This is a genomic window from Streptomyces chiangmaiensis, from assembly GCF_036281785.1.
In the GTDB taxonomy this organism is placed as follows: domain Bacteria; phylum Actinomycetota; class Actinomycetes; order Streptomycetales; family Streptomycetaceae; genus Streptomyces; species Streptomyces chiangmaiensis.
This window is the reverse complement of the sequence record NZ_JAYWVC010000129.1, coordinates 1-23,772: the sequence shown is the minus strand read 5'-3', so window position 1 is coordinate 23,772 and position 23,772 is coordinate 1. Positions and strand designations below refer to the sequence as shown.

The window sequence follows — 23,772 nt, the reverse complement described above, 5'->3', positions numbered from 1 at the left end:
CCCATGGCCCCATTGTCTTCCCGTCGCAGCTGCGCACGCTGCGTACACTGCGTCGACCTTACGGCCAATAATCACGGCAAAAGGGGCAGAGTTCGCCAGGCAGGGCCTCTTTGACGCAACCCTGATACGTCCCACCGGGCTCCTCGTGAGGGTACGGCGGCCGGGCTCCGGAACGGGGCGCGCGGCCGCCGTACGCAGGTCAGCTGGGGTTGTCTCCGTGCGTCAGGGTCTCCCAGGCGACGAAGAGGTTGTTGGTGCCCGCCGGGCGGTTCCGCTCGGTCAGCGCCTGGGTGTTCGTCATCGCGATGCCCAGGCGGTTGTGCAGGGCGTTGTATCCCACCTCGGTGACCGGGCCGAGACCGAGGGTGAGCGAGCCGCCGCACAGCCAGCCGGGCACGGCCGCGCCCCGCTGGTACTTGGACTGGAACCCGAGTGCCTGGCGCAGCCGCTCGCCGACGTCGGTGCCGTACAGGTCCTGTCCCTGGATGCGGCTGGTCTCGGCGACGTGCGAGATGGCGGAGATGCCGTATCCGGTATGCGTGAAGTCGCGGCAGGTCTCCTGGGTGAGCCCGGTGACGAAGGTCGACTGCCCCTGCCAGTAATGGACGATCTTGTCCCTGGTGTCGAGGTTCTGGCTGGGCACGGTCTTCGGCAGATCGCCGTCGGAGGCGAGGTAGACGTAGGCTGCCGTCCGGGTGCGGAACCTCGCCATCGCCTTGTCGTACGACGTCCTGTCCTCGAGGAAGACCGAGATGCCGACGGCGGCCTCCATCATGGACAGCTCCCAGTTCCCGTTGGAGTTGGAGCCGCCGATCACTTTCGGCAGGTAGACATCGCGGAGCATGGCGGCGAAGCGTCCCGAGTTCGTCCAGGCGCCGGTGTACGTGTACTTGATGATCTCCGCGGCCTTGGGCCAGGAGGAGCCCGCCCAGCCGGTCTGCAGGGGCGCGTTGCTGTTGGTGTGCTCCTTGATGACGGCCGACCAGGCGTCCATCAGCTGGATGGACTTCTTCGCGTACCGGTCGTCGCGGGTGATGCACCAGGCGAGGGCGTCGGTGTACGCGGCGATCGCGTCCTCGCGCTCGTCGGTGCAGCCGTAGTTCGGATTCGAGTACGAACCGCACTCGACGGTGGCGCGGGGCTTGGGGGTGCGGTTCAGATCGGCGTACTTGCTCGCCATCATCTGATCGAAGGCGCCCTTCCAGGGCTGGGCGCCGGCGTCGACCTTGCTGCGGGCGAAGTCCAGCTGAGCCCGGGAGACGGTGACTCCGGGATGGGTGAAGGTCGTGGGGGCGGCTTCGGCACGGTGGGCCTGAGGCCGGAGCAGGAGGCCGGCCACCAGGGCGGCGACCAGCGTGACGAACAGTAAGGCCTGTGATCTGCGGCGATGACGTGGGGGAGCAGCAGCCATGCGACAGCCATCCGTTCTCGTATGTGAACATTGAGCGCCTCTTTGAACGCTCGCGATGGCCGGAGAACATAGGTACAGACCAACCGCCCGTCAAGGGTCCGCGCACCGGGCACACGTAGAGGCCGTGCCCTCGACAGGGGCACGGCCTCTTGTGGGTTGTGTTCGCGGGCCTCTCAGCGGACCTCGGTGATCTCGGGTCCACGCTGCAACTGGCCCATGCCACCGGAGAAGCGCGAACCGCTCTCCTCCGTCTGCACGCCCTCGGGCACCATCTGCGCGTCGTTCGGCAGCTTGAGGACGATCGGATCGCGCGGCGCCATCGGGCCTTCGCCGCGGACCACGACCGTGTCCCGGAAGATCTGCTCGAGCAGGCCCGCCGCCTGCGGCTGCACGGCACCCTGGCCGGAGATCACACCGCGCAGGAACCAACGGGGACCGTCCACACCGACGAACCGCACGACCTGGAATCCACCCGTGCCGTCCGGCAGCTGCACCGGCACCTGGGCGCGCAGCTCCCAGCCCATCGAGCCCTCGACCTCGTCGACGATGCCGCCCTGCTGGGTGATGCCGCTGGCGATCTCCTCACGGACCTCGCCCCAGATGCCCTCACGCTTGGGCGCGGCGAAGGCCTGCAACTGGATGGCACTGTCCCTCAGGACGACGGTCGCGGCCACGATCGCGTCGCCCGCGACCTCGACCCGCAGCTCCATGCCATCGACCCCGGGCACCAACAGACCGCCCAGGTCCACCCGGCCATCGCCGGGCTCGCGAACCTCGGACCTGTCCCAGGGGCCGTCGGGCCGGGGCTCCGGCTCGAGCCTCACGCGCTCACGCTCGACCTCTACGTCCTCTACGTCCGCCTCGGTGTCGACACCGTCGACGACCTGCTCGGCCTCGCCGGCCGCGTCCTCGGCGGCACCCTTCTTGTTGCGACGTCCGAACACGTCACTGTCCTTCCCGGTCGGATACGACCGAAGCGTATCGATTCCCACCCGTTGTGCCGCCAACGGCGGCATGACCGCCGGTGGACCCGAAGCCCCCTTCGGCACGCGCCGAGTCGGGAAGCTCCGCGACCTCCTGGAAGCGGACCCTCTCCACCTGCTGGACGACCAGTTGGGCAATCCGGTCGAAGCGCTCGAACCGCACGGGCTCGCGCGGATCGAGATTCACCAGGATCACCTTGATCTCTCCACGGTACCCGGCATCAACCGTCCCTGGTGCATTCACCAGGGCGACACCGCAGCGGGCTGCGAGACCGGACCGCGGATGCACGAAGGCCGCGTACCCCTCGGGCAGCGCGACAGACACGCCCGTGGGCAGCACGGCCCGCTCCCCGGGCTTCAGCTCGCATCTCTCTGTGGTGCGCAGATCGGCTCCCGCGTCCCCGGGATGCGCATACGCCGGGAGCGGTACGTCGGGGTCGACGCGCCGGATGAGCACGGAGAATTCTCGACGGGATTCGCCGCTCACGGGTTCACCTCGAAGGCTCGTGCACGCCGGACCTGGTCCGGGTCGTTCATGGCCGCCTGGATCTCCTGGGGGCGGCCGTTGTCGACGAAGTGGTCGACCTTCACCTCGATGAACAGGGCGCTGGCGCGGACGGCGACGGGTCCCTCGGGTCCCCCGATCCGCCCGGTCGCCCTCGAGTAGATCTTCCGCCCGGCCACCGCCGTCACCTCGGCCTCCAGGTGCAGCACGGTGCCCACGGGCACGGGCCGCACGAAGTCGGTCTCCAGCCGGCCTGTCACCGCGATCGTGCGGAGGAGCCAGTTCAGCGAGCCGAGGGTCTCGTCGAGGGCGGTCGCGAGGACCCCGCCGTGGGCGAGGCCGGGCGCGCCCTGGTGGGCGGGCCGGACGGTGAACTCGGCGGTGAGGGAGGCGCCCTCACCGGCCCGCGCCTCGAGGTGCAGCCCGTGGGGCTGGGCTCCCCCGCATCCGAAGCACTGCTCGTAGTGCGCCCCGAGCAGCTCCCCGGGCGCGGGGGCGTCGGGGTGCCGTATGGGTGCCACGGCCTCGGCCGGCGGTGTCAGAGCTTCGGAAGTACCACTCACAGGCGCAGACCTTACCCGCGCGTGAATGTGATCCGGACACCGTGCCAAGCTTGGCTCCATGCAGCTCTCCGCCTCGCCGTACGAAGAACGCCTCACCGCCCCCCGCTCCTGGTGGCTGATGTGCCTCCTGGTCGGCCTGGCCCTGGCCCTGGTGCTGGTTCCGTTCGGCACGCTCCCGCTGCTCGGCGGGCTGGTCGGCGGCACCGCGGCCTCGGCGGTCGTGGCCAGCTCGTATGGCTCCGTACGTATCCGGGTAGTGGGCGACTCGCTGATCGCGGGCGAGGCGAAGATCCCGCTGTCGGCGCTCGGCGACATGGAGGTCCTGGACGCGGAGGAGGCCCGCGCCTGGCGCACGTCCAAGGCGGACACGCGTGCCTTCCTGCTGCTGCGCGCGTACGTCCCGAGGGCCCTGAAGGTGGAGGTCGTGGATCCGGAGGACCCGACGCCGTACCTGTACCTGTCGTCCAGGGAACCGGAGAGGCTGGCTGCGGCGATCAAGGCGGCGCGGGCGGAGGTGTAGCGGCGGGGCCGCCGATCCTCTCGGACCGCGAGGGCCGGTCGGCCCGCGAGAGGGCCGGGACCAGCAGGCAGGCGAGGCCGGAAGGGAACGTCAGTCCTCGAGCTGCAGGGGTTCCTTCGGCTTCTCCAGCGGCGGCAGCTCCGGCAACGCCTCCCAGGGCACCTGCATCTTGCGCAGGTCCTTCCGGATCCGCTCCGCCAGCCGCTTGGTGTCCCGCCGGTTCATGACCGCGCCCACCGCGGCTCCCACCATGAAGGGCATCAGGTTCGGCAGATCCCGCACCATCCGCTTCATGATCTGCTGCCGCAGCTCCCGCTTCATCCGCACGCCGAGAGCGGCGTCTATGGTCGACGGCTTGGTCACTTCGATCCCGCGCTCCCCCGACCACGACCTCAGATACATGGTGCTGCGCTGGGTGAGGGTCCCGGGTGGCCGCACCCCGTACACCTCGTGCAGTTCGGCGATCAATTTCAGTTCGATGGCCGCGACGCCGGTGATCTCCGTTGCCAGCTCGGTCGGCATGGCCGGCGGCACCGGCAACATCGCGGCGGCTCCGACGCCGGCTCCGACCGTGGCCGTCGCCCTTGCAGCCCCCGAGACGAGCTTGTCCGCGAGTTCCTCGGGCCCGAGGCCAGGGAACTGCCGGCGGAGGGTCTCGAGGTCCCGTACGGGGATACGCGGGCCTATTTCGATGATCCGGTCGGCGAGGTACCCCAGACCCGCCTTGGCATGGCTGCCGCTCTTGAGGACGCCTTCCCGGATTCCCTCGCGGACGGCGGTCGCTCGGCCCCGTGCCACAGGTGCCGGGGGTTGGGCCGGCACCTCGGGCACCGCCGGTGCGTTCAGCGGTTCGAGCGAGGCTGCTCCCGGACCGGAAGCGCCCCGCTCGTCGTCACGTACGCCGTTGGAGCCCTCATGAGGCTCCGGGTCCGCTCCCCTGTACGGGAAGCGGCGCTTCCGGGGAGGGGTCGAGCCAGTCACGGCCGACCCCGCCTCAGTCGCAGTCGCGACAGATCGGCTGACCGTTCTTCTCCCGGGCCAGCTGGCTGCGGTGGTGTACCAGGAAGCAGCTCATGCACGTGAACTCGTCCTGCTGCTTCGGCAGCACGCGGACGGCCAACTCCTCGTTCGAGAGGTCTGCGCCCGGCAGCTCCAGGCCCTCTGCGGCCTCGAACTCGTCGACATCGACGGCAGAGGCGGACTTGTCGTTCCGCCGGGCCTTCAGCTCCTCAAGGCTGTCGGAATCGACGTCGTCATCGGTCTTGCGTGGGGTGTCGTAATCGGTTGCCATTTCGCTCTCCCCCTCTGGGTGTCTGCGGGTGTCTCCAGCGCACGTAACGCGTGAGAGGCCGGACTTGTGCCCGCCTCGAGGCGGAGATTTTGCCTCACATCAAGGTCTGTTACTCAATCGACACCCAACCGAACTCCTCAAGAGTGATCGGCTTGGATGGCGAACCGGACCGTACACGGTCCGCATGCCGTACTTCAAAGGCATCTCCCCGTGTACTTCCCGTGATCAAGGCCCGGGAAAACCCGGATTTTCCGGCATTATGGGCGTCCGCGGGGTCACAGAGAGTAGATGGCCGGAAAGGTGTCGCTGTGATCGATCACACACGGTCGGTCCGGATCTCGGGCTCGAAAATTCCGCGCAAAGCGAACGTCCGACGGCGTGTTCGCCACCGTCTCAGGTGGGCAGGACCACGCGCATGACGAGTCCACCCCCCTCACGGGGCTGCGCGGTGATGTGACCGCCGTGGGCACGCGCCACGGACCTCGCGATGGACAGGCCGAGGCCCACGCCCTTGTCGCTGCCCGTGCGCTCCGTACGCAGCCGCGTGAAGGGCTCGAAGAGGTTGTCGATCTCATAGGCGGGGACCACCGGTCCGGTGTTGGACACCACCAGGACCGCCTGCCCGTGCTGAAGTTGGGTCGCCACCTCGACCCAGCCGCCCTTCGGGATGTTGTAACGCACCGCGTTCTGCACGAGGTTCAGGGCGATCCGCTCCAGCAGGACCCCGTTGCCCTGCACCACCGCCGGGGCGCGCTCGCCGCGGATCTCGACGCCCTTGGCCTCCGCCTCGGTGTGCACCTGGTCCACGGCCTGTGAGGCCACCTCCGCCAGGTCGACGGGCTTGCGCTCGACGATCTGGTTGTCGCTGCGGGCGAGCAGCAGCAGCCCCTCCACGAGCTGCTCGCTGCGCTCGTTGGTCGCCAGCAGCGTCTTGCCGAGCTGCTGCAGCTCGACGGGCGCCCCCGGGTCGGACAGGTGCACCTCCAGGAGGGTGCGGTTGATCGCCAGCGGAGTGCGCAGCTCGTGCGAGGCGTTGCCGACGAACCGCTGCTGGGCCGTGAACGCCCGCTGCAGCCGCTCGAGCATGTCGTCGAAGGTGTCCGCCAGCTCCTTCAGCTCGTCGTCCGGGCCGTCCAGCTCGATCCGGCGGGACAGGTCCGAGCCGGCCACCGCGCGGGCGGTCCGGGTGATCCGGCCGAGCGGCGACAGGACCCGGCCCGCCATCGCGTACCCGAAGGCAAAGGCGATCACGGCGAGTCCGAGCAGGGCCAGCAACGAGCGGCTGAGCAGGTTGTCCAGGGCGTGCTGGCGCTGCTCGTTCACGCAGGCGTTCATCGCGTTGTTGAGCTCGTTCGCCGTCGGCGTGGACGGGAAGTTGCAGCTGTCGCTGGCGACCTGGCCCGAAAGGATCTTGAACGGCAGTTCACTGCCCACGTTGAGGGCGTGCGCAGCGAACAGGTAGATGATCGACAGCAGCAGGATGCCGGCGATCAGGAACATGCCGCCGTACAGGAGTGTGAGCCTTATGCGGATGGTCGGGCGCAGCCAGGGGAACGGAGGTTCCGGCCGGCGGGGGTCCCAGGTGGGCCTGGGCGGCGCCGTGGGCGGTGCGGGTGTCGTGGCCACGTTCATCAGATCCGGTATCCGGAGCCGGGCACGGTGACGATGACCGGGGGCTCGCCGAGCTTGCGGCGCAGGGTCATGACGGTCACACGCACGACGTTGGTGAAGGGGTCGGTGTTCTCGTCCCAGGCCTTCTCCAGGAGCTGCTCGGCCGAGACGACGGCGCCCTCGCTGCGCATGAGGACCTCCAGGACCGCGAACTCCTTGGGGGCCAGCTGGACCTCCCTGCCCTCGCGGAACACCTCGCGTCGGTTGGGGTCGAGCTTGATCCCGGCGCGCTCCAGGACGGGCGGCAGCGGCATGCTCGTACGCCGGCCGAGTGCGCGCACGCGCGCGATGAGCTCGCTGAACGCGAACGGCTTCGGCAGATAGTCGTCGGCGCCGATCTCCAGGCCCTCCACTCGGTCGCTGACGTCACCCGACGCGGTGAGCATCAGCACCCGGGTGGGCATGCCGAGCTCGACGATCTTGCGGCACACGTCGTCGCCGTGCACGACCGGGAGGTCCCGGTCGAGGACGACCACGTCGTAGTCGTTGACGCCGATGCGCTCCAGGGCGGCCGCGCCGTCGTACACGACGTCGACGGCCATGGCCTCCCGGCGCAGTCCGGTGGCCACCGCATCGGCGAGCAGCTGCTCGTCCTCGACGACGAGTACGCGCACGTCGCTTGTCCTTCCTGTGTCCACCCGCGTAGCCCTGACTGCGGGCAGCCCACGGACGGGTCCGTCATGGATGAGAACTCCATCCTGCCCTTTTCGGCCGTAAACCGGCTGTAAGACGGCCGGGAGGACCGGGGAAGCCCGTCCGGGAGTCCGGGAACGAGAAATTTTCTCGTGTGTTTGAGGTTTCCGCGGAAGAGAGCGGGGGGAGGACGGCTTTACACCCCGCGATCACGCTCTGCATGTGGCTCACCACCATGTGGTCGGCTGCTCGACGCTTCCCGTAGAGCGGGCGTGGGTGTCCGGCACCGTCGCCGCCCAGCCGGGGCAGCGCTGGGCACCCAGAAGACGTGATCGCCCCTTCCGAAGGGCACACCCCCGTGCCACCGACCCACGACCCAGGACGAGGGGGCGCAGCATGGACGCATTCACCGCAGGACTTCTGCAGCGCATACGGGCTACCGAGTCCGACCTGACGCGGGCCCGTGAATCCGGCGACGACTTCCTCGTGGAGGTCGAGCAGTCGGAGCTCGACGACCTGCACCGCCTTGCCGCCGAGCACGGTGTGGAAGTCGGCGCGACACGCGTCTGATCAGCTCGCACGGAGCGGGCCCCGGCAGATCCCGGCCGGGGCCCGCTCCGTGTTCTGCGATGGTGCGGGCACGCCGAGGGCCGCCCATCGCCGTGGTCCGTGCACCTCGGCCGTGCCGCCTCCGGCCTCGGACCGGCTCGGCCACGACGGCCCTGCGGGACGACGGACACGGCTCACCCGTGCGGCGGAACCCACCGGCCGTCCTCGGATACGCCCGGCTCACCCGGTCGGCCGCCTGCGGCGCGGGCGGTCCGTACCCGGTGCGCCGGCCGCGCCTGCCCCGTACGGCCCCCAGCGCTGCGGCCGATCGGGTGGCGCCGCAGAGGTTTCGGGATCCGGTCCACGACCGGCGCCTCAGTCGTGCCAGGCCCCCAGTTCGTCCAGCCTGGCCTGGAGCTGCTCGAAGAGGCCCGGTGCGGCCGCGACCGTGAGCGCCGGGGAGAGCGGCTCACCGGGGCGGCCGCCGGTCAGGGCGCCCGCCTCGCGGGCGATCAGGTCACCCGCCGCGTAGTCCCAGGGGTTCAGCCCTCTTTCGTAGTACGCGTCCAAGCGGCCGGCCGCCACGTCGCACAGGTCGATCGCGGCGGAGCCGCCTCGGCGGATGTCCCGCACCTCGGGGATCAGCCGCCGGGCCACCTCGGCCTGCTGGGCCTTGCGCTCGGCGAGATACCCGAAGCCGGTGCTCACCAGGGCGAGGCCCAGTTCCGGCGCGGGGCGCACACGCGCGGGGCGGTCGTTCACGAACGCGCCCTCTCCCAGGACCGCCCGGAAGATCTCTCCGCGCATCGGTGCGTGCACCACCCCGACGAGGGTCTCCCCGTCCTTGCGGGCCGCGATGGAGATCGCCCAACTGGGCAGCCCATACAGGTAGTTGACCGTGCCGTCGATGGGGTCGATCACCCATTCGACACCGCTGCTGCCCTCGACGCTGGCCCCCTCCTCGCCGAGCAGACCGTCGTCCGGGCGGCGATCGGAGATCAGCCCGGTGATCAGCTTCTCGGCGGCGATGTCCATCTCGGTGACGACATCGATGGCGCTGGACTTGGTGGCGGCCACGCCCAGGTCCTCGGGCCGCCCGTCGCGCAGGAAGGAGCCCGCCCGGGTGACGGCCTCCAGCGCGATCTCCAGGAGTTCGGTCTTCAGCCGGTCGGACGACCGGAGCTGCTCGGTCACGGTGCTCCTCACACGTACGGGCTGTCGGCGCCCGCGGCGGCGGGACGCGGGGCACGGGCGGGGCAGCACCCCACCGGACAGACATGGTGGCTGGGGCCGAGCGTGCCGAGGGCGCAGGGCGTCACCTGCTGCCCGCGCTCAGTCGCGGCCCGTTCGACGATCAGCTCACGGACGGCGGCGGCGAACCGGGGGTCGGCCCCGACGGTCGCCGAGCGGCGCACCGGCAGCCCCAGTTCCTCCGCCTTGGCCTTCGCCTCCGTGTCGAGGTCGTACAGCACTTCCATGTGGTCCGAGACGAACCCGATGGGCGCCATCACGACTGCCGGGACACCGGCGCCGTGCAGCTCCTCCAGGTGGTCGCAGATGTCAGGCTCCAGCCACGGGATGTGCGGGGCGCCCGAGCGCGACTGGTAGACGAGCCGCCAGGGGTGGTCGACACCGGTCCGCTCGCGCACGGCGTCCGCGATCAGCCGGGTCACGTCCAGGTGCTGGCGTACGTACGCCCCGCCCTCTCCGTGACCCTCGGCCGGGCCGGAGGTGTCCGCCGCGGAGTCGGGGATGGAGTGCGTGGTGAAGGCGATGTGCGCACCGGCCCGGACGTCCTCGGGGAGGTCGGCCAGGGACTTCAGGACGCCCTCGATCATCGGCTCCACGAAACCGGGGTGATTGAAGTAGTGCCGCAGTTTGTCGATCCGCGGCAGCCGACGGCCCTCCGCCTCCAGGGTGGCAAGAGCACCCGCCAGGTCCTCGCGGTACTGACGGCAACCCGAGTAGGAGGCGTAGGCGCTGGTGGCGAGGACCAGGATGCGGCGGTGCCCGTCCGCGATCATCTCGCGCAGGGTGTCCGTCACATAGGGCGCCCAGTTGCGGTTGCCCCAGTAGACCGGCAGGCCCAGACCGTGGTCGGCGAAGTCCTTGCGCAGGGCGTCGAGGAGCGCGCGGTTCTGGCCGTTGATGGGGCTGACCCCGCCGAAGAGGAAGTAGTGCTGCCCCACCTCCTTCAGGCGCTCCTTGGGGATGCCCCGGCCCCTCGTGACGTTCTCCAGGAACGGGACCACGTCGTCCGGCCCTTCCGGGCCACCGAACGAGAGGAGCAGCAAGGCGTCGTACGGGCTGGCATCTAGTGCATCGGGCATGTCTACGATCCTGCCACGCGGCTCGGACGACTCCCCCGCCACCCGGCCGTGCGCCATCCGACTCCACCCGGCCTGTCCGAACACGGGGGCGGACCTACCACCCGGCATACGTTAGGGTTGCCTAGCTCGTAAGGCACATGCTCGTATTACACGCCTTACCGGATGCATCGGAGAACCCGTGCCCAGCCCCTATCGCGCCCTTTTCGCCGCCCCCGGCTCCAAGGGCTTCTCCGCCGCCGGCTTCGTGGGCCGGATGCCACTGTCGATGATGGGCATCGGCGTGGTGACGATGATCTCGCAGCTCACCGGGCGCTACGGGCTCGCGGGCGCGCTCTCCGCCACCATCGCCCTGTCCGCGGCCGCGGTCGGGCCGCAGATCTCGCGCCTGGTGGACCGGCACGGGCAGCGAAGGGTGCTGCGCCCGGCGACGCTCGTCGCCTTGGCCGCGGCAGCCGGGCTGCTGGTGGCCGCACACTTCACCTGGCCGGACTGGGTGCTGTTCGTGTGCGCCGCGGGCATCGGCGCGGTGCCGAGCCTCGGCGCCATGATCAGGGCGCGCTGGGCGGCCCTGTACGGAGGCACCCCGCAGCTGCACACCGCCTACTCGTTCGAGTCGGTGGTGGACGAGGTCTGCTTCATCTTCGGGCCCATCATCTCGATCGGGCTGTCCACGAGCTGGTTCCCGGAGGCCGGGCCCCTGCTCGCCGCGTGCTTCCTGGCGGCCGGTGTCTTCTGGCTGACCGCTCAGCGCGCCACCGAACCCGCGCCGCACCCGCGGGAGCGGAACACCGGCGGATCTGCGCTGCGCTCACCCGGCCTTCAGGTTCTGGTGGCCACGTTCACGGCGACCGGAGCCATCTTCGGCGCGGTCGACGTGGTGACCGTCGCCTTCGCCGACGAGCTGGGTCACAAGGCGGCCGCGAGCATCGTCCTGGCGCTGTACGCGGCGGGTTCCTGTGTCGCCGGCCTGGTCTTCGGGCTGCTGCGCTTCACCGGTGCGCCGGAACGCAGATGGCTGCTGGGCATATGCGCCATGGCCGTGAGTATGATCCCCCTCCAACTGGTCGGAAACTTGCCGTCTCTGGCCGTGGCGCTGTTCGTTGCGGGCCTGTCCATCGCACCCACCATGATCACGACGATGGCCCTCATCGAACGGCACGTACCACGCGCGCACTTGACCGAGGGGATGACCTGGGTGTCCACCGGGCTCGCGGTCGGCGTCGCGATCGGCTCCTCCCTGGCCGGCCAGGTGATCGATACCGCCGGAGCGGAGACCGGGTACGAGGTTCCGGCGCTGTCCGGGGCCGTCGCGGTCGCGGTCGGTTTCCTCGGGTATCGCCGGCTGGGCAGGCCGGTTCCGCAGCGGGGAGGGTCGCATGAGCACCACAGTGAGCGGGAAGAGCGGCACGTGGCGTAACTGGGCGGGGAACGTCACCGCCCGCCCCGCACGAGAGGTCACCCCCGCCTCGGTGGAGGAGCTCTCCACCGCCGTGCGGAAGGCGGCCGAGGACGGGCTGAGGGTGAAGGCCGTCGGCACCGGACACTCCTTCACCGCCGCCGCGGCGACCGACGGCCTGTTGATCCGCCCTCAACTGCTGGCAGGTGTCCGCCGGATCGACCGTGCGGCAGGCACCGTCACCGTAGAGGCGGGTACGCCGCTCAAGAGGCTGAACCTCGCCCTGGCGCGCGAGGGTCTGTCCCTCACGAACATGGGCGACATCATGGAGCAGACCGTCTCCGGCGCCACCAGCACGGGCACGCACGGCACCGGTCGCGACTCGGCCTCCCTCGCCGCCCAGATCAAGGCGCTGGAACTGGTGACGGCGGACGGCTCGGTGCTGACCTGTTCCGAGAAGGAGAACGCGGACGTCTTCGCCGCCGCGCGCATCGGCCTCGGCGCCCTGGGGATCATCACGGCGATCACCTTCGCGGTGGAGCCGGTCTTCCTCCTCACCGCCCGCGAGGAGCCGATGCCCTTGGGCAGGGTCCTCGCCGAGTTCGACGAACTGTGCGCCGAGAACGAGCACTTCGAGTTCTACTGGTTCCCGCACACGGGCAACACCAATACCAAGCGCAACAATCGCAGCGCCGGCCCCGAGAAGCCGGTCGGGCAGCTGAGCGGCTGGTTCGAGGACGAGTTCCTCTCCAACGGCGTCTTCAAGGCGGCCAACTGGGTCGGCCGCGCCGTACCCGCCGCCATCCCGGCGATCGCCCGCGTCTCCAGTCACGCTCTGTCGGCCCGTACATACACCGACATCCCCTACAAGGTCTTCACGTCACCGCGCCGGGTGCGGTTCGTGGAGATGGAGTACGCCGTCCCCAGGGAGGCCCTGACGGAGACGCTGCGTGAACTGAAGGCCATGGTCGACCGTTCAACCCTTCGGGTGAGCTTTCCCGTCGAGGTCCGCACCGCACCGGCCGACGACATCGCCCTCTCCACGGCGTCCGGGAGGGACAGCGCGTACATCGCCATACACATGTTCCGCGGTACGCCTTATCAGGCGTACTTCACCGCGGCCGAGCAAATATTCACGGCCCACGGGGGGCGCCCGCACTGGGGCAAGGTGCACACGCGGAACGCGGAGTACTTCGCCGAGGCCTATCCGCGCTTCGGGGAGTTCACCGCCTTGAGGGACCGCCTCGACCCGGACCGGCGTTTCGGGAACGACTATCTGCGCCGGGTGCTGGGGGCCTAGCAGGGCCTACGACGGCGACTTGAGGATCGCTCACATCCGGCCGGTTCTTTCTCTTCCCCGCCCACTCCCCTTCCCCCGTCCGCACCGCACCGGCATCCGTCGCCCGACCGCATGAAATGAAGGACGCACGTCCGAAACTATTAGTTCCGATTCCGGCAATTGGATGAGCTGAACCACGTTTGACGGGCACGAAAACGGCACAACGGGCGACCAACTTGCACCCCTTGCCAGAAGTTGGGCGGCGTGCCGATCCACGGACGTGGCCCGAATGGAGTACTGTTGCGAGCCCTGGGTCCGGTCTCCCGCCAGGGCGTCCGGGGCCTTGCTGGACCGCCGGGAGGGGGCTAGTTGCACAGGGTGACGGAGTTCGTCACTTAGCGTTGCGAATAGGTAACCGTGCCATAACGGCGATCCAGGGCCCGTGCCCGACACGCCGGGCAACTCGGCAAGGTTGTGGCAGGCTGCACCCGGGCAGGCCACACTCGACTAGCGGAAGCAGCGACGCACGTGACGTCGGCAGGCACCACCCGGGAGGTCCCCATGCCCGAACTGCGTGTCGTGGCCGTCTCCAATGACGGCACACGGCTGGTGCTGAAGGCTGCGGACAGCACGGAGTACACGCTTCCGATCGACGAACGACTCCGCGCCGCCGTGCGCGGCGACCGTCCCCGCCTCGGCCAGATCGAGATCGAGGTGGAGAGTCATCTTCGCCCCCGAGACATCCAGGCGCGGATACGTGCCGGTGCGTCCGCCGAGGAGGTGGCGCAGCTCGCCGGGATCCCCGTCGACCGCGTCCGCCGCTTCGAGGGGCCTGTCCTCGCCGAGCGTGCCTTCATGGCCGAGCGGGCCCGCAAGACGCCCGTGCGCCGGCCCGGCGAGAACACCGGTCCCCAGCTCGGTGAGGCGGTCCAGGAGCGGTTGCTGCTCCGCGGCGCCCAGAAGGACACCGTCCAGTGGGACTCCTGGCGCCGCGACGACGGCACCTGGGAGGTGCTGCTCGTCTACCGCGTCGCGGGTGAGACGCACTCGGCCAGTTGGACGTACGATCCGCCCCGGCGGCTCGTCCAGGCCGTCGACGACGAGGCGCGTTCGCTGATCGGCGAGTCCGACGATCTCGCGGCGCCCGAGCCGAGTCATCCCTTCGTGCCGAGGATCGCCCGTCTGCCGCGTGAGGGCCGGATGGACCGTGCCCTCGAACGCCAGGCGGAGCGCCCTGTCCTTCCGGCGCAGTCGTCCGAGCCCGCGGAGGAGAGCACCGGAGAACGGGACTCGCTCACCAGCCTCCTCGAGGCGGTGCCGAGCTTCCGCGGCGACCTGGTGGTGCCCGAGCGCCCGGCGGAACCGCAGCAGGAACCCGCCCAGGAGCCCGCGGCGGAGGAGCCCCCCGCTCCCGCGGCCTCGGCCGGTTCCGCCTACGCGGACGTCCTCATGCCGCGCACGGTGGGCAGCCACCGCGACCGTCTGATCGGCGCGACGGACCGCCAGGCGGAGGCGGACGGCGTCCGCCCCGGTCGCAGGGCGGCCGTCCCGAGCTGGGACGAGATCGTGTTCGGAACGCGGCGCAAGAAGCAGGAGTAGCCGGACGGACGAGGGCGGGGTCCACGCGACGGCGTGGACCCCGTCCTGGTGTTCACTGCGGGTCGGCGCCCACCGCGACCGGACGGCTGTCGTGCGCGGACCACTCCGACCACGACCCCGGGTACAGGGCGGCCCGGATACCCGCGATCGTGAGCGCCAGCACCTCGTGCGCGGCAGAGACGCCCGATCCGCAGTAGACACCGACCTCGGTGCCCTCCGTGACGCCCAGCGACGTGAAGCGGTCGGCGAGTTCGACGGCGGACCGGAAGAGGCCGGCTTCGGTCACGTTCTCCGCCGTCGGCGCCGACACCGCGCCGGGGATATGGCCGCCCACGCGGTCGATCGGCTCGACCTCGCCCCGATAGCGATCACCGGCCCGTGCGTCCAGGAGCAACCCCGTCCGGGCGAGCGCGGCGGCGCCGTCGGCGTCCAGGAGCGGGAGCGCACCCGGTACGGGCCGGAAGTCGCCGGGGACGGGCTCCTCGGTCCCCGTGGCCAGCGGTCCCTCCCAGACGGCCAGTCCGCCGTCGAGCACGCGTACATCCGGGTGCCCCGTCCAGCGCAGCATCCACCAGGCCCGAGCGGCTGCCCAGCCCTGACTGCCGTCGTACACCACGACCGGCTCGTCCGAGGAGACGCCGGCGGCCCGCATCGCCGCACCGAAATGCTCCGTGGCGGGCAGTGGATGCCGCCCCGCGGGTCCGGGCGGACCCGCGAGATCGGCGTCCAGATCCACGAACACGGCGCCCGGAATGTGCCCGGAGGCATGGGCGGCACGCCCGTCGAAGGGAGGAGCGCCGGCCGCTGCCGCCGCGGTCAGCTGCCAGCGGATGTCCAGGAGCGTCGGCGGCCGCGGTCCCGCCAAGTCGCTCGCGAGTTCGGATGCGGAGATGATGGCCTTCATGGCCCCCATCCTTGCGCACGGGGTGGCCGAGTCGCCGAGGTCCGGCTACCCTGCTCCGCCGGACAGGTCCGATCACCCGGTGTACGGGATCGGGCACATGCTGTACAGCCGATGGTCAGCACACGGTAATCACGCTGAAACGGACGAGAAACCCTATTCCGGGCATCCTCCGACCGTACGGCGCCGCGACACGACGCGGCCGGAGCGCAGGATGCGACCGGTGGTGCGGGCATCGGCACGGATCGTGCACATGCGCGTGCGCCGTGCATGTACACGCAGGCGGAGGCTGAACGGCCGCCACAAGGGGCCGAGGAGAGAGTGACCATGACCGAGGCACGGGGGTCGACGGGCCTGACCAGCACGACGCACGAGAGGCACGCACCCGGCACACCGTGCTGGGTGAGTCTGATGGTGCACGGGATGGCCGCGACCCAGGAGTTCTACCGAGCGCTGTTCGGCTGGGAGTTCCAGCCCGGGCCACAGCCGCTGGGACCGTACGTGCGGGCCGTACTGAACGGCTACGAGGTGGCCGGCATCGGCCAGCTGCCGCTGGACCGACATCTGCCGATCGCCTGGACGCCGTACCTCGGTTCGGACGACGTGGACGCGACGGCCGAGCAGGTGCGCAGCTGCGGCGGGACCGTGGGCGTCGGCCCCCTGGACGCGGCCGAGGCCGGCAGGCTGGCGATCGCCTGTGACCCGATGGGCGCGGTCTTCGGCATCTGGCAGGCGGCCGACCATCTCGGCACGGGTCTGACGGGTGTCCCCGGCACCCCGGTCTGGAACGAGCTGCTCACCTATGACACGGCGAGCGTCGCCACGTTCTACCGGACGGTCTTCGGCTACGCCGAGGAGCCGGTCGTCTCCCCCGACTTCGACTACGTCACCCTCCATATCGAGGGCCGTCCCGTCGCCGGCATCCATGGCGTGGGGCACGACCTGCCCCGGGACCGGGGAGCGCACTGGATGACGTATTTCCAGGTCACGGACGCGGACAAGACGGCCGACCGGGTCGTCGAGCTGGGCGGCCACGTCGTGCGCGCCCAGTGCAACACGGCCCTGGGCCGCATGATCACGGTCGCGGACCCCGAGGGCGCGACGTTCTCGGTGGTCAGCCCGCTCGGCTGAACCATCGGGTGAACCGGTGAGGCGTCAGGTGGACGCCACGGGCAGGACGTCCGGGGACAGCGCCGCCGCGCGGGCGGAGGCGGCCGTCATACGGCGGCGGTGGTGACGACGGCACAGCACCTCGTAACCGATCTCGTCCGCGGAGTGGTTCACGTCCCCCACGACCACCTGGGCGCCCTCGACCACCATCTCTCCGCCGACCGTGCGGGCGTTGTGCGTGGCACGGGCGCCGCACCAGCACAGGGCCTCCACCTGGAGGACCTCGACGCGGTCGGCCAGCTCCACCAGGCGTTGCGAACCGGGGAAGAGCTTGCTGCGGAAGTCGGTCGTGATACCGAAGGCATAGACGTCGAGGCCCAGATCGTCGACCACGCGGGCCAGTTGGTCGATCTGCTCCGGCACGAGGAACTGCGCCTCGTCCGCGATCACATAGTCGGCGCGCCCGCCCTGCGAGAGCTGGTCCACGACATACACGTACAGATCCTGCCCGTCCGCCACCTCCACCGCGTCCCTGACCAGGCCCAGCCGCGAGGAGAGCTTGCCCTCGCCGGCCCGGTCGTCGCGCGTGAAGATGATGCCCTGCAGCCCTCGTGCCGAACGGTTGTGCTCGATCTGGAGAGCCAGCGTCGACTTCCCGCAGTCCATCGTTCCGGAGAAGAACACCAGCTCGGGCATGGGGGGATGAGGACCTTCCGGGTCAGGGCTCAGGGCGTGCGGATCTTAGGAAGCGTACGGGGCACCGGGACGTGCGCCGGGCTCAGGTACGGACTTCGAGCAAGGGCACCAGCTGTTCCACGGCCGTCATCGAGCCGTGGTTGCCGACCATCGCCGACTCCTTCGGCTCCCGCTCGGACGCGATGATGAGCACGTCGTCGTGGGCCGCCGCGACCACGTCACCGATGCGCAGGTACACCCGTTCGTCGACGTGCGGACCGAACCAGCCCGCCGCGATCGCCTCGTCCCGCGAGGCCACCCAGAACCGCTCGCCAAGCACCTCGCGCCAGCAGGTGAGCACGTCGTTCTCGGCGCCCGGCACGGCGTAGACATGACGGGCGCGGCCCTCGCCGCCCAGCAGGACGACTCCGGCGCGCAGCTCCCAGTCCTCGTCGAAGTCGATGCGGTGCCGCTCGTCGAAGGGGATGTCGATCATGCCGTGGTCGGCGGTGACGTACAGAGCGGTGCGCGGCGGCAGCTGCTCGGCCAGCCGCTGGACAAGCCGGTCGACGTACATGAGCTGGCCCCGCCAGGCGTCCGAGTCGACGCCGAAGCGGTGTCCGGCACCGTCGAGCTCCGCGTAGTACGTGTAGACCAACGCCCGGTCGCCCGCCGCGAGTTGCTCCGCCGCCAGGTCCATGCGTTCCTCGCCCGTCAGCCGCCCGAGGAACGTGCCGCCGCTGAGCGCGATCTTGGTCAGCGGGGTGCTCTCGAAGGCCGGGGAGGAGACCTGGGCGGTGTGCACGCCCGCCTCGTGGGCCAGCTGGAAGACCGTGGGGTACGGCTGCCAGAGGCGCGGCGAGGTCCAGGGCTGCCAGCGCAGCTGGTTCATCAGCTCGCCGGTCTCGGGGTTGCGTGCGGTGTAACCGGGCAGACCGTGCGCCCCGGGCGGCAGCCCGGTTCCGACCGAGGCGAGCGAGGTCGCGGTGGTCGCCGGGTAGCCCGCTGTGATCGGCCGGCCCGTGCCGCCCCGCGAGGACGCCAGGAGCGAGGTCAGGAAGGGGGCGTCGTCGGGGTGCGCTTTCAGCTGCTCCCAGCCGAGGCCGTCGATCAGGAACACGCAGTTGCGGTCGGCGGCGGCCAGCTCGGATATGGCGGCGGTCCGGCCCGGGACTCCCATGCCCGCGGCCAAGGTGGGCAGGAGGTCGGCCAGTGAGCCGGTGCCGTACTCGGGAAGCGGCGCGGAACCGGCGGCGAGCGGCTCCGGGTGGTCGTCCCAGGTGGTCAGTGCCATCAGCGAGCGAGGTCCGCGGTCGCCTCGGAGAGGGACTGAGCGAAGGCGAGCGCCTGGCGCACCGTCTCCGGGCCGTCCCCGGTCTCGCTCACACGCAGGCTGAGGTCGTCCGCCGTCGAGTTGCCGGTGTAGCCGTGGTCGGCCTCACAGTTGGGGTCGCCGCAGGCGGCGGGTTCCAGGTCGATGCGTGAGACGGCGCCCCACCCGATGGTGAGGACGACCTCGCGGGGGAGCGTGCCGGGCGTGTACGACTCCGGATTGGCGACCACTCGGCTGACGACGACCGACGAGATCCGGCCGAGCTTCACCGATTCCGTGGACGTCGTCGCGTACGGCGTCGGGGAGGTGTCGTCGGCGGCCTGCTCGTCGGTGTGGCTGACGATGAAACGGTGGCCGGTGAGGACCAGCACGGTCACATGGCGGCGCACCTCGTTCGCGTCGAACGTGGTCTCCTGATGAACCAGGTACGACCGGATGGGCTCACCGCCCACCGCCGCTTCCACCGCCTCGGCCACGAGAGCCGGGTAGTAGCCGCTGCGCTCGATCGCCGCCCGCAGCCCCTGGGTCGTCGTACTGGTCTTGGCCATGACGTCCATCCTACGGGGGCGCACTGACTGCGAGGCACCGCTTGCCGCCGCTCAGTACACCGGCAGTGTCCTCGGGCCGAGATCGTCCCGGGCGGGCGGGGGCGCGAGCCGCACGGTGGCGCCGAGCACACTCAGTCCGCGCGTGGCGACGACCACGGGCTCCAGCGTGACGGCGACGACCTCCGGGTGGTCGTCGACCAGCCGCGACACGCGGAGCATCAGTTCTTCGAGAGCGGGCGTGTCCACGGGGGCGGAACCCCGCCAGCCGAACAGGAGCGGTGCGGTCCGGATCGACCGGACCAGCGCGGCGGCATCGCGATCGGTGACCGGAACCAGCCGGTGCGCGGTGTCGCCCAGAAGTTGCGAGGCGGCCCCGGCAAGCCCGAACGAGAGCACGGCACCGGCCGCCGGGTCGATGACGGCCCGTACGAGGGTGTCGACGCCCCGTGGCGCCATGCCCTGGACCACCGGCCGCAGCTCCTGTGGCCGGCCGAACAGTTCGGTCAGCTCGTCGTAGGCTCGCCGCAGTTGCTCCTCGTCGGCCAGGTCCAGACGCACGCCGCCGAGGTCGGCGCGGTGCCGCAGGTGCGGGGCGGTGGCCTTCAGCGCCACCGGGTAGCCAATCTCCCGGGCGGCCGCCACGGCCACCTCGGGCGTGGGCGCGGGCAGCGCCCTGTGCACATGGATGCCGTACCGCGCGAGCAGGACGCAGGTCTCCTCGCTGCCGAGCGTCAGCCCCTCCCCACGCGCGAGCAGCGCCTGGATCAGCTCGGCGGCGCCCTTCTCGTCGACGTCGTCGTACTCGGGCACCTTGCCGGGGTCGGCGGCCTCCCGCCGCCACTGGGCGTACTTGACGGCCTCGGCGAGGGCCCGGACGGCGCGTTCGGCGGCGGGGTAGGCCGGGATGAGGCGGGCCTCCTCCGGAGCCTCCACGGCGATGGGAGGCGGCTCCGCCGGACGCGGGAGATCGCCGCGCTGCGCCTGCGGTGACGTGCTGGTGGCCGCGGACAGCGCCGCCGCTATCCCGCCCAGCTCCACATGCACCACGAGCACCGGTTTGGCGGGGGCCGAGGCCGCCGCGGAACGCAGCGCCTGCGCCAGGGCGGCGTCCCCGGGCGAGGTCTCGCCGAGCGCCGGGATCGCGGTCACCACGACGGCGTCGCACGCGTCGTCGGCGAGCGCCGCGGCCAGCGCCCGGTGGAAGTCCTCGGCCGAGGCCGCCGTCGTCAGGTCGAGCGGCTGCAACGGGCGCAGCCCCTCGGCCAGACAGGCGTCGTAGGTCAGCAGTCCCAGCGATTCGGAGTTGCCGAGGATCGCCACCCGCGGGCCGGCGGGCAGCGGCTGCCTGGCCAGCAGCAGTCCCGCGTCCACCAGCTCCGTGATGGTGTCCACCCGGATGACGCCGGCCTGCCGCAGCAGCGCGGACACGGTGGCGTGCGGCAGCCGCGTGGCCCGCACGGCATGCCCCTGTGGGGCGCCTCCGTGCCGGGCGCCCTGCACCACGACCAGTGGCTTGGCCGCCGCCGTGCGCCGCGCGAGCCGGTTGAACTTACGCGGGTTGCCGATGCTCTCCAGATACATCAGGGCGACGTCGGTGTCCGGGTCCTCGTACCAGTACTGGAGGACGTCGTTGCCCGACACGTCCGCCCGGTTGCCGGAGGAGACGAAGGTCGACACTCCGGTGACCCCCGTGACGCCTCCGCCGCGCCGGTGCAGCCGCGACAGCAGGGCGATCCCGATGGCACCGGACTGCGCGAACAGGCCGATGCGCCCGGGACGCGGCATCTCGGGCGCGAGGGACGCGTTCAGCCGGATCTGCGGTGAGGTGTTGATGATCCCGAAGGTGTTCGGCCCGATGATCCGCATGCCGTACGAGCGCGCCTGCCGCACCAGCTCCCGCTGCCGCTCGCGCCCGTCGGGGCCGCTCTCGGCGTATCCCGCGGAGATGACCACGAGTCCCTGTACCCCATGCTCACCGCACTCGGCGACGACCTCGGGGACACGCTCGGCGGGGACCGCGACGACGGCAAGGTCGACCGGCTCGGCGATGTCACGTATGGAGCGGTGGGCGGGCACCCCGTCGAGATCCTTCTGTCCCTCGGGAAACGCCCTGTTCACCGCGTACAGGCGGCCGGTGAACCCGCTGGTCCTCAGGTTGTCCAGAACACCGCGGCCCACGCCCCCGGTCGTCCGGCCCGTGCCGATCACGGCGACGGACCCGGGCGCGAGCAGCCGCTGCACGGACCGGGCCTCGGCGCGCTGCTCCCGCGCGCGCTGCACCGCAAGCGACCGGTCGGTGGGCTCCAGATCGAATTCCAGGCGTACGACGCCGTCCTCGAAGCTCCGCTTCTGCCGGTACCCGGCGTCCGTGAACACCTTGATCATCTTGTTGTTGGCGGGCAGCACCTCCGCGGCGAACCTGCGGATGCCGCGCTCCCGGGCCACGGCGGCGATGTGTTCGAGGAGGGCCGACGCGACGCCCCGTCCCTGGTGGGCGTCCTGCACCAGGAAGGCGACCTCGGCCTCGTCGGCGGGCGAGGAGGCGGGCATCCCGTCGGCACCGATGCGGTCGTAGCGTACGGTGGCGATGAACTCGCCGCCGATCGTGGCCGCGAGTCCCACCCGGTCCACGAAGTCGTGGTGCGTGAAGCGGTGGACGTCCTTGGCGGACAGGCGAGGGTACGGCGCGAAGAAGCGGTAGTACTTCGACTCGTCCGAGACCAGCTCGTAGAAGCTCACGAGGCGCTCGGCGTCATCAATGGTGATGGGCCGGATGCGCGCGGTGCCGCCGTCGCGCAGCACCACGTCGGCCTCCCAGTGGGCGGGGTACTCGTGCCGGTCCGACGCGGTCTGCATGGGCCCCAGAGTAAGGCTCGCGTCCGGCATCGGCGCGAGGCAGCCCGAGGGAACCGAGCCGGGCTCGTGGGGGACCGACCGTCGCCCCTTCCTGGGCACGCTTCACCTGTGGAACACTGGTCTAGACAACCTGAAGCACCTGAAGGGCAGCATCACATGGCTGAGCGCCGCGTCAACGTCGGCTGGGCCGAGGGCCTCCACGCCCGCCCCGCCTCCCTCTTCGTCCGGGCAGCCACGGCCTCCGGGATCCCCGTGACCATCGCCAAGGCGGGCAGCAACCCCGTCAACGCCAGGTCCATGCTCGCCGTCCTCGGCCTGGGCGCCCAGGGTGGCGAGGAGATCGTCCTCGCCACCGACGCGGAGGGTGCGGATGCCGCGCTGGACCGCCTGGCCAAGCTGGTCGCGGAGGGTCTCGAGGAGCTCCCCGAGACCGTCTGACCCTTCGGGCACCACCCCACGGCGGAGCCGCGTCGGCCTCCACGGCGGACGCGGCTCGCCGTGTTCCCGGACCGTCGACGGAGACCGGTCGCACTCCACGTCCGTACGACGATCACACAGCGCACACGCCCGGGCCTCCACGGGCGGAACACGCACGCCGCGCCTCGCCGGTGAGCCCCGGGGCGCGCGGACTTCTCGCACGTCGCGAGCACGCGTCGACCCGCGTACGGGGAATTCCGAGGCCCGCAACAAAAGAAGCCGGCACACGAAAATCGTACGCACTAATTTTCCGGCGCCCACGAGAACAAGGGCAGCAGAAAACAGGCCTCGCTCGATATCCCTCTTTGTATACGGCGCCTGTGTTAATGCCGCAGCCCAGACATGTTTACGACGTGTTGCGAAGTCCTCACACGGTCCGCGGCGCCGGGAATGCGCAGCCGGTGCGCGGCGGTCGCGCGCTCGGTGTGCAGCGCCGTGATCGCCCGCGCCCGCTCACCGTCCCCGCGCGCGACGGCGTCCACGATGCCGCCGTGCTCCGCCCAGGACTCCACGGGACTGGCCGGCGCCTCGACCGTGTACATCCAGGCGATCTTGTGCCGCAACCGGGCAAGCGTGGACGTCAGCGCGGGACTTCCGCAGGCCTGCGCAAGCGTCTCGTGGAACCAGCCGCCCAGAGAGCGCAGATCCTCGCTGCTGCCCGTCCTGGCCCGCTCCTGGCCGAGCCTGACCAGACCGCGCAGCACCTTGAGATGGGCCTCGGTGCGGCGCTGGGCGGCCCGCGCGGCCCCCAGCGGCTCGAGCAGCATCCGCATGTCGAGCAGGTCCGCGGCCTCCTGCTCGGTGGGTTCCGCCACGCACGCGCCGGCGTGCCTGCGGGTGACGACGAAGCCCTCGGCCTCCAGCGTCCGCAGGGCCTCGCGCACGGGGACGCGGGAGACTCCGTACCGGCGCGCGAGAAGCTCCTCGGTGAGCCGACTGCCGCGCTCGTGGACCCCGGCGACGATGTCGTCTCGGATCGCCGTGCATACCGAGTGCGCCGGAATACGCATGTCCGACCTCCGCCTTAATCACCGCGAAACGTCGTCGATTGACGCGTGTTCAACCGACTCTATTGCAGCGGGCCGGTATTTCCGACAGCAGGCCGGAATCCATGGATATTTTTTGGACAGACAGCCGTTCGA

Annotated in this window: 23 protein-coding genes; 7 read left to right on the top strand and 16 right to left on the bottom strand. The window is 70.6% G+C overall.

What is annotated here, in order from left to right; all coding sequences use genetic code 11:
• Positions 1–199: 199 nt before the first annotated feature.
• From VXC91_RS29130 to VXC91_RS29115, 4 genes are all read right to left on the bottom strand, one after another.
• Positions 200–1,411, bottom strand: a complete 1,212-nt coding sequence (locus tag VXC91_RS29130; protein WP_329510324.1) for an alginate lyase family protein — start codon at positions 1,409–1,411, stop codon at positions 200–202.
• Between the two features lie 173 nt (positions 1,412–1,584).
• Entirely contained in the window at positions 1,585–2,355 is a 771-nt protein-coding gene (locus VXC91_RS29125; RefSeq protein WP_329510323.1) for a DUF3710 domain-containing protein, read from the bottom strand.
• Position 2,356: 1 nt separating this feature from the next.
• Positions 2,357–2,881 carry a dUTP diphosphatase gene (gene dut, locus VXC91_RS29120; RefSeq protein ID WP_408057501.1) on the bottom strand — a complete coding sequence of 175 codons (525 nt, stop codon included), beginning with the start codon at positions 2,879–2,881 and terminating at the stop codon, positions 2,357–2,359.
• Positions 2,878–3,462 (bottom strand): PaaI family thioesterase, encoded by a 585-nt coding sequence (locus VXC91_RS29115; protein WP_329510322.1) that lies wholly within the window; start codon positions 3,460–3,462, stop codon positions 2,878–2,880. The genes dut and VXC91_RS29115 overlap by 4 nt, the downstream gene beginning before the upstream one ends.
• Before the next feature lie 58 nt (positions 3,463–3,520).
• On the opposite strand from VXC91_RS29115, the gene VXC91_RS29110 reads away from it, so the two are divergent.
• A complete protein-coding gene (locus VXC91_RS29110; protein ID WP_329510321.1) occupies positions 3,521–3,982 on the top strand; it encodes a DUF3093 domain-containing protein in 462 nt (153 codons plus the stop codon).
• Between the two features lie 90 nt (positions 3,983–4,072).
• Here VXC91_RS29110 and VXC91_RS29105 read toward each other — a convergent pair whose 3' ends face one another.
• The 4 genes from VXC91_RS29105 to VXC91_RS29090 all read right to left on the bottom strand — a co-directional run bounded on the left by VXC91_RS29105 (position 4,073) and on the right by VXC91_RS29090 (position 7,558).
• The gene (locus VXC91_RS29105; RefSeq protein ID WP_329510320.1) at positions 4,073–4,963 is read right to left on the bottom strand and encodes a hypothetical protein; all 891 of its coding nucleotides are present in this window, start codon (positions 4,961–4,963) and stop codon (positions 4,073–4,075) included.
• Between the two features lie 13 nt (positions 4,964–4,976).
• Positions 4,977–5,273 carry a DUF4193 domain-containing protein gene (locus VXC91_RS29100; RefSeq protein ID WP_003993510.1) on the bottom strand — a complete coding sequence of 99 codons (297 nt, stop codon included), beginning with the start codon at positions 5,271–5,273 and terminating at the stop codon, positions 4,977–4,979.
• Between the two features lie 393 nt (positions 5,274–5,666).
• On the bottom strand, positions 5,667–6,899 hold the full coding sequence (locus VXC91_RS29095; RefSeq protein WP_329510325.1) for a sensor histidine kinase: 1,233 nt from the start codon (positions 6,897–6,899) through the stop codon (positions 5,667–5,669).
• A 5-nt stretch (positions 6,900–6,904) separates the two neighbouring features.
• A complete protein-coding gene (locus tag VXC91_RS29090) occupies positions 6,905–7,558 on the bottom strand; it encodes a response regulator transcription factor (protein ID WP_329510319.1) in 654 nt (217 codons plus the stop codon).
• Between the two features lie 415 nt (positions 7,559–7,973).
• Here VXC91_RS29090 and VXC91_RS29085 point away from each other — a divergent pair, with 415 nt between their 5' ends.
• The gene (locus VXC91_RS29085; protein ID WP_167748018.1) at positions 7,974–8,147 is read left to right on the top strand and encodes a hypothetical protein; all 174 of its coding nucleotides are present in this window, start codon (positions 7,974–7,976) and stop codon (positions 8,145–8,147) included.
• A 354-nt stretch (positions 8,148–8,501) separates the two neighbouring features.
• Here VXC91_RS29085 and VXC91_RS29080 read toward each other — a convergent pair whose 3' ends face one another.
• Both VXC91_RS29080 and VXC91_RS29075 read right to left on the bottom strand, forming a co-directional pair.
• A complete protein-coding gene (locus VXC91_RS29080; protein ID WP_329510318.1) occupies positions 8,502–9,320 on the bottom strand; it encodes an inositol monophosphatase family protein in 819 nt (272 codons plus the stop codon).
• Positions 9,321–9,328: 8 nt separating this feature from the next.
• On the bottom strand, positions 9,329–10,456 hold the full coding sequence (locus tag VXC91_RS29075; protein WP_329510317.1) for a ferrochelatase: 1,128 nt from the start codon (positions 10,454–10,456) through the stop codon (positions 9,329–9,331).
• 178 nt (positions 10,457–10,634) lie between these two features.
• Here VXC91_RS29075 and VXC91_RS29070 point away from each other — a divergent pair, with 178 nt between their 5' ends.
• From VXC91_RS29070 to sepH, 3 genes are all read left to right on the top strand, one after another.
• Entirely contained in the window at positions 10,635–11,873 is a 1,239-nt protein-coding gene (locus tag VXC91_RS29070; RefSeq protein WP_329510316.1) for an MFS transporter, read from the top strand.
• Positions 11,833–13,152 carry a D-arabinono-1,4-lactone oxidase gene (locus tag VXC91_RS29065; protein WP_329510315.1) on the top strand — a complete coding sequence of 440 codons (1,320 nt, stop codon included), beginning with the start codon at positions 11,833–11,835 and terminating at the stop codon, positions 13,150–13,152. The genes VXC91_RS29070 and VXC91_RS29065 overlap by 41 nt, the downstream gene beginning before the upstream one ends.
• Positions 13,153–13,692: 540 nt before the next feature.
• Positions 13,693–14,730 (top strand): septation protein SepH, encoded by a 1,038-nt coding sequence (gene sepH / locus VXC91_RS29060; protein ID WP_329510314.1) that lies wholly within the window; start codon positions 13,693–13,695, stop codon positions 14,728–14,730.
• Between the two features lie 52 nt (positions 14,731–14,782).
• On the opposite strand, the gene VXC91_RS29055 is transcribed toward sepH, so the two are convergent.
• Positions 14,783–15,634, bottom strand: coding sequence for a sulfurtransferase (locus VXC91_RS29055; RefSeq protein WP_329510313.1), 852 nt, complete (start codon positions 15,632–15,634; stop codon positions 14,783–14,785).
• Between the two features lie 324 nt (positions 15,635–15,958).
• Between VXC91_RS29055 and VXC91_RS29050 the strand changes: the two genes are divergently transcribed.
• Positions 15,959–16,762 (top strand): VOC family protein, encoded by an 804-nt coding sequence (locus VXC91_RS29050; protein WP_329510312.1) that lies wholly within the window; start codon positions 15,959–15,961, stop codon positions 16,760–16,762.
• A 24-nt stretch (positions 16,763–16,786) separates the two neighbouring features.
• Here the strand turns inward: VXC91_RS29050 and VXC91_RS29045 are convergent, their stop codons facing one another.
• The 4 genes from VXC91_RS29045 to VXC91_RS29030 all read right to left on the bottom strand — a co-directional run bounded on the left by VXC91_RS29045 (position 16,787) and on the right by VXC91_RS29030 (position 22,153).
• The gene (locus VXC91_RS29045) at positions 16,787–17,437 is read right to left on the bottom strand and encodes a thymidine kinase (RefSeq protein ID WP_329510311.1); all 651 of its coding nucleotides are present in this window, start codon (positions 17,435–17,437) and stop codon (positions 16,787–16,789) included.
• A gap of 82 nt (positions 17,438–17,519) precedes the next feature.
• The gene (locus VXC91_RS29040; protein ID WP_329510310.1) at positions 17,520–18,710 is read right to left on the bottom strand and encodes an alkaline phosphatase family protein; all 1,191 of its coding nucleotides are present in this window, start codon (positions 18,708–18,710) and stop codon (positions 17,520–17,522) included.
• Positions 18,710–19,306: a DUF5998 family protein gene (locus VXC91_RS29035; RefSeq protein ID WP_329510309.1), complete on the bottom strand. Its 597-nt coding sequence runs from the start codon at positions 19,304–19,306 to the stop codon at positions 18,710–18,712. Before VXC91_RS29035 ends, VXC91_RS29040 begins: the two co-directional genes overlap by 1 nt.
• 42 nt (positions 19,307–19,348) lie before the next feature.
• A complete protein-coding gene (locus VXC91_RS29030) occupies positions 19,349–22,153 on the bottom strand; it encodes a bifunctional acetate--CoA ligase family protein/GNAT family N-acetyltransferase (RefSeq protein ID WP_329510308.1) in 2,805 nt (934 codons plus the stop codon).
• A gap of 156 nt (positions 22,154–22,309) precedes the next feature.
• On the opposite strand from VXC91_RS29030, the gene VXC91_RS29025 reads away from it, so the two are divergent.
• Positions 22,310–22,591: an HPr family phosphocarrier protein gene (locus tag VXC91_RS29025; RefSeq protein WP_329510307.1), complete on the top strand. Its 282-nt coding sequence runs from the start codon at positions 22,310–22,312 to the stop codon at positions 22,589–22,591.
• A 362-nt stretch (positions 22,592–22,953) separates the two neighbouring features.
• Here the strand turns inward: VXC91_RS29025 and VXC91_RS29020 are convergent, their stop codons facing one another.
• Positions 22,954–23,640, bottom strand: a complete 687-nt coding sequence (locus VXC91_RS29020; protein ID WP_329510306.1) for a GntR family transcriptional regulator — start codon at positions 23,638–23,640, stop codon at positions 22,954–22,956.
• Positions 23,641–23,772 lie beyond the last annotated feature (132 nt).

Coding starts and splice junctions, on each gene's coding strand:
- VXC91_RS29130 (WP_329510324.1), bottom strand. CDS start 1,411: ATGGCTGCTGCTCCCCCACGTCATCGCCGCAGATCACAGGCCTTACTG.
- VXC91_RS29110 (WP_329510321.1), top strand. CDS start 3,521: ATGCAGCTCTCCGCCTCGCCGTACGAAGAACGCCTCACCGCCCCCCGC.
- VXC91_RS29100 (WP_003993510.1), bottom strand. CDS start 5,273: ATGGCAACCGATTACGACACCCCACGCAAGACCGATGACGACGTCGAT.
- VXC91_RS29085 (WP_167748018.1), top strand. CDS start 7,974: ATGGACGCATTCACCGCAGGACTTCTGCAGCGCATACGGGCTACCGAG.
- VXC91_RS29075 (WP_329510317.1), bottom strand. CDS start 10,456: ATGCCCGATGCACTAGATGCCAGCCCGTACGACGCCTTGCTGCTCCTC.
- VXC91_RS29065 (WP_329510315.1), top strand. CDS start 11,833: ATGAGCACCACAGTGAGCGGGAAGAGCGGCACGTGGCGTAACTGGGCG.
- sepH (WP_329510314.1), top strand. CDS start 13,693: ATGCCCGAACTGCGTGTCGTGGCCGTCTCCAATGACGGCACACGGCTG.
- VXC91_RS29055 (WP_329510313.1), bottom strand. CDS start 15,634: ATGAAGGCCATCATCTCCGCATCCGAACTCGCGAGCGACTTGGCGGGA.
- VXC91_RS29050 (WP_329510312.1), top strand. CDS start 15,959: ATGACCGAGGCACGGGGGTCGACGGGCCTGACCAGCACGACGCACGAG.
- VXC91_RS29045 (WP_329510311.1), bottom strand. CDS start 17,437: ATGCCCGAGCTGGTGTTCTTCTCCGGAACGATGGACTGCGGGAAGTCG.
- VXC91_RS29040 (WP_329510310.1), bottom strand. CDS start 18,710: ATGGCACTGACCACCTGGGACGACCACCCGGAGCCGCTCGCCGCCGGT.
- VXC91_RS29035 (WP_329510309.1), bottom strand. CDS start 19,306: ATGGACGTCATGGCCAAGACCAGTACGACGACCCAGGGGCTGCGGGCG.
- VXC91_RS29030 (WP_329510308.1), bottom strand. CDS start 22,153: ATGCAGACCGCGTCGGACCGGCACGAGTACCCCGCCCACTGGGAGGCC.
- VXC91_RS29025 (WP_329510307.1), top strand. CDS start 22,310: ATGGCTGAGCGCCGCGTCAACGTCGGCTGGGCCGAGGGCCTCCACGCC.
- VXC91_RS29020 (WP_329510306.1), bottom strand. CDS start 23,640: ATGCGTATTCCGGCGCACTCGGTATGCACGGCGATCCGAGACGACATC.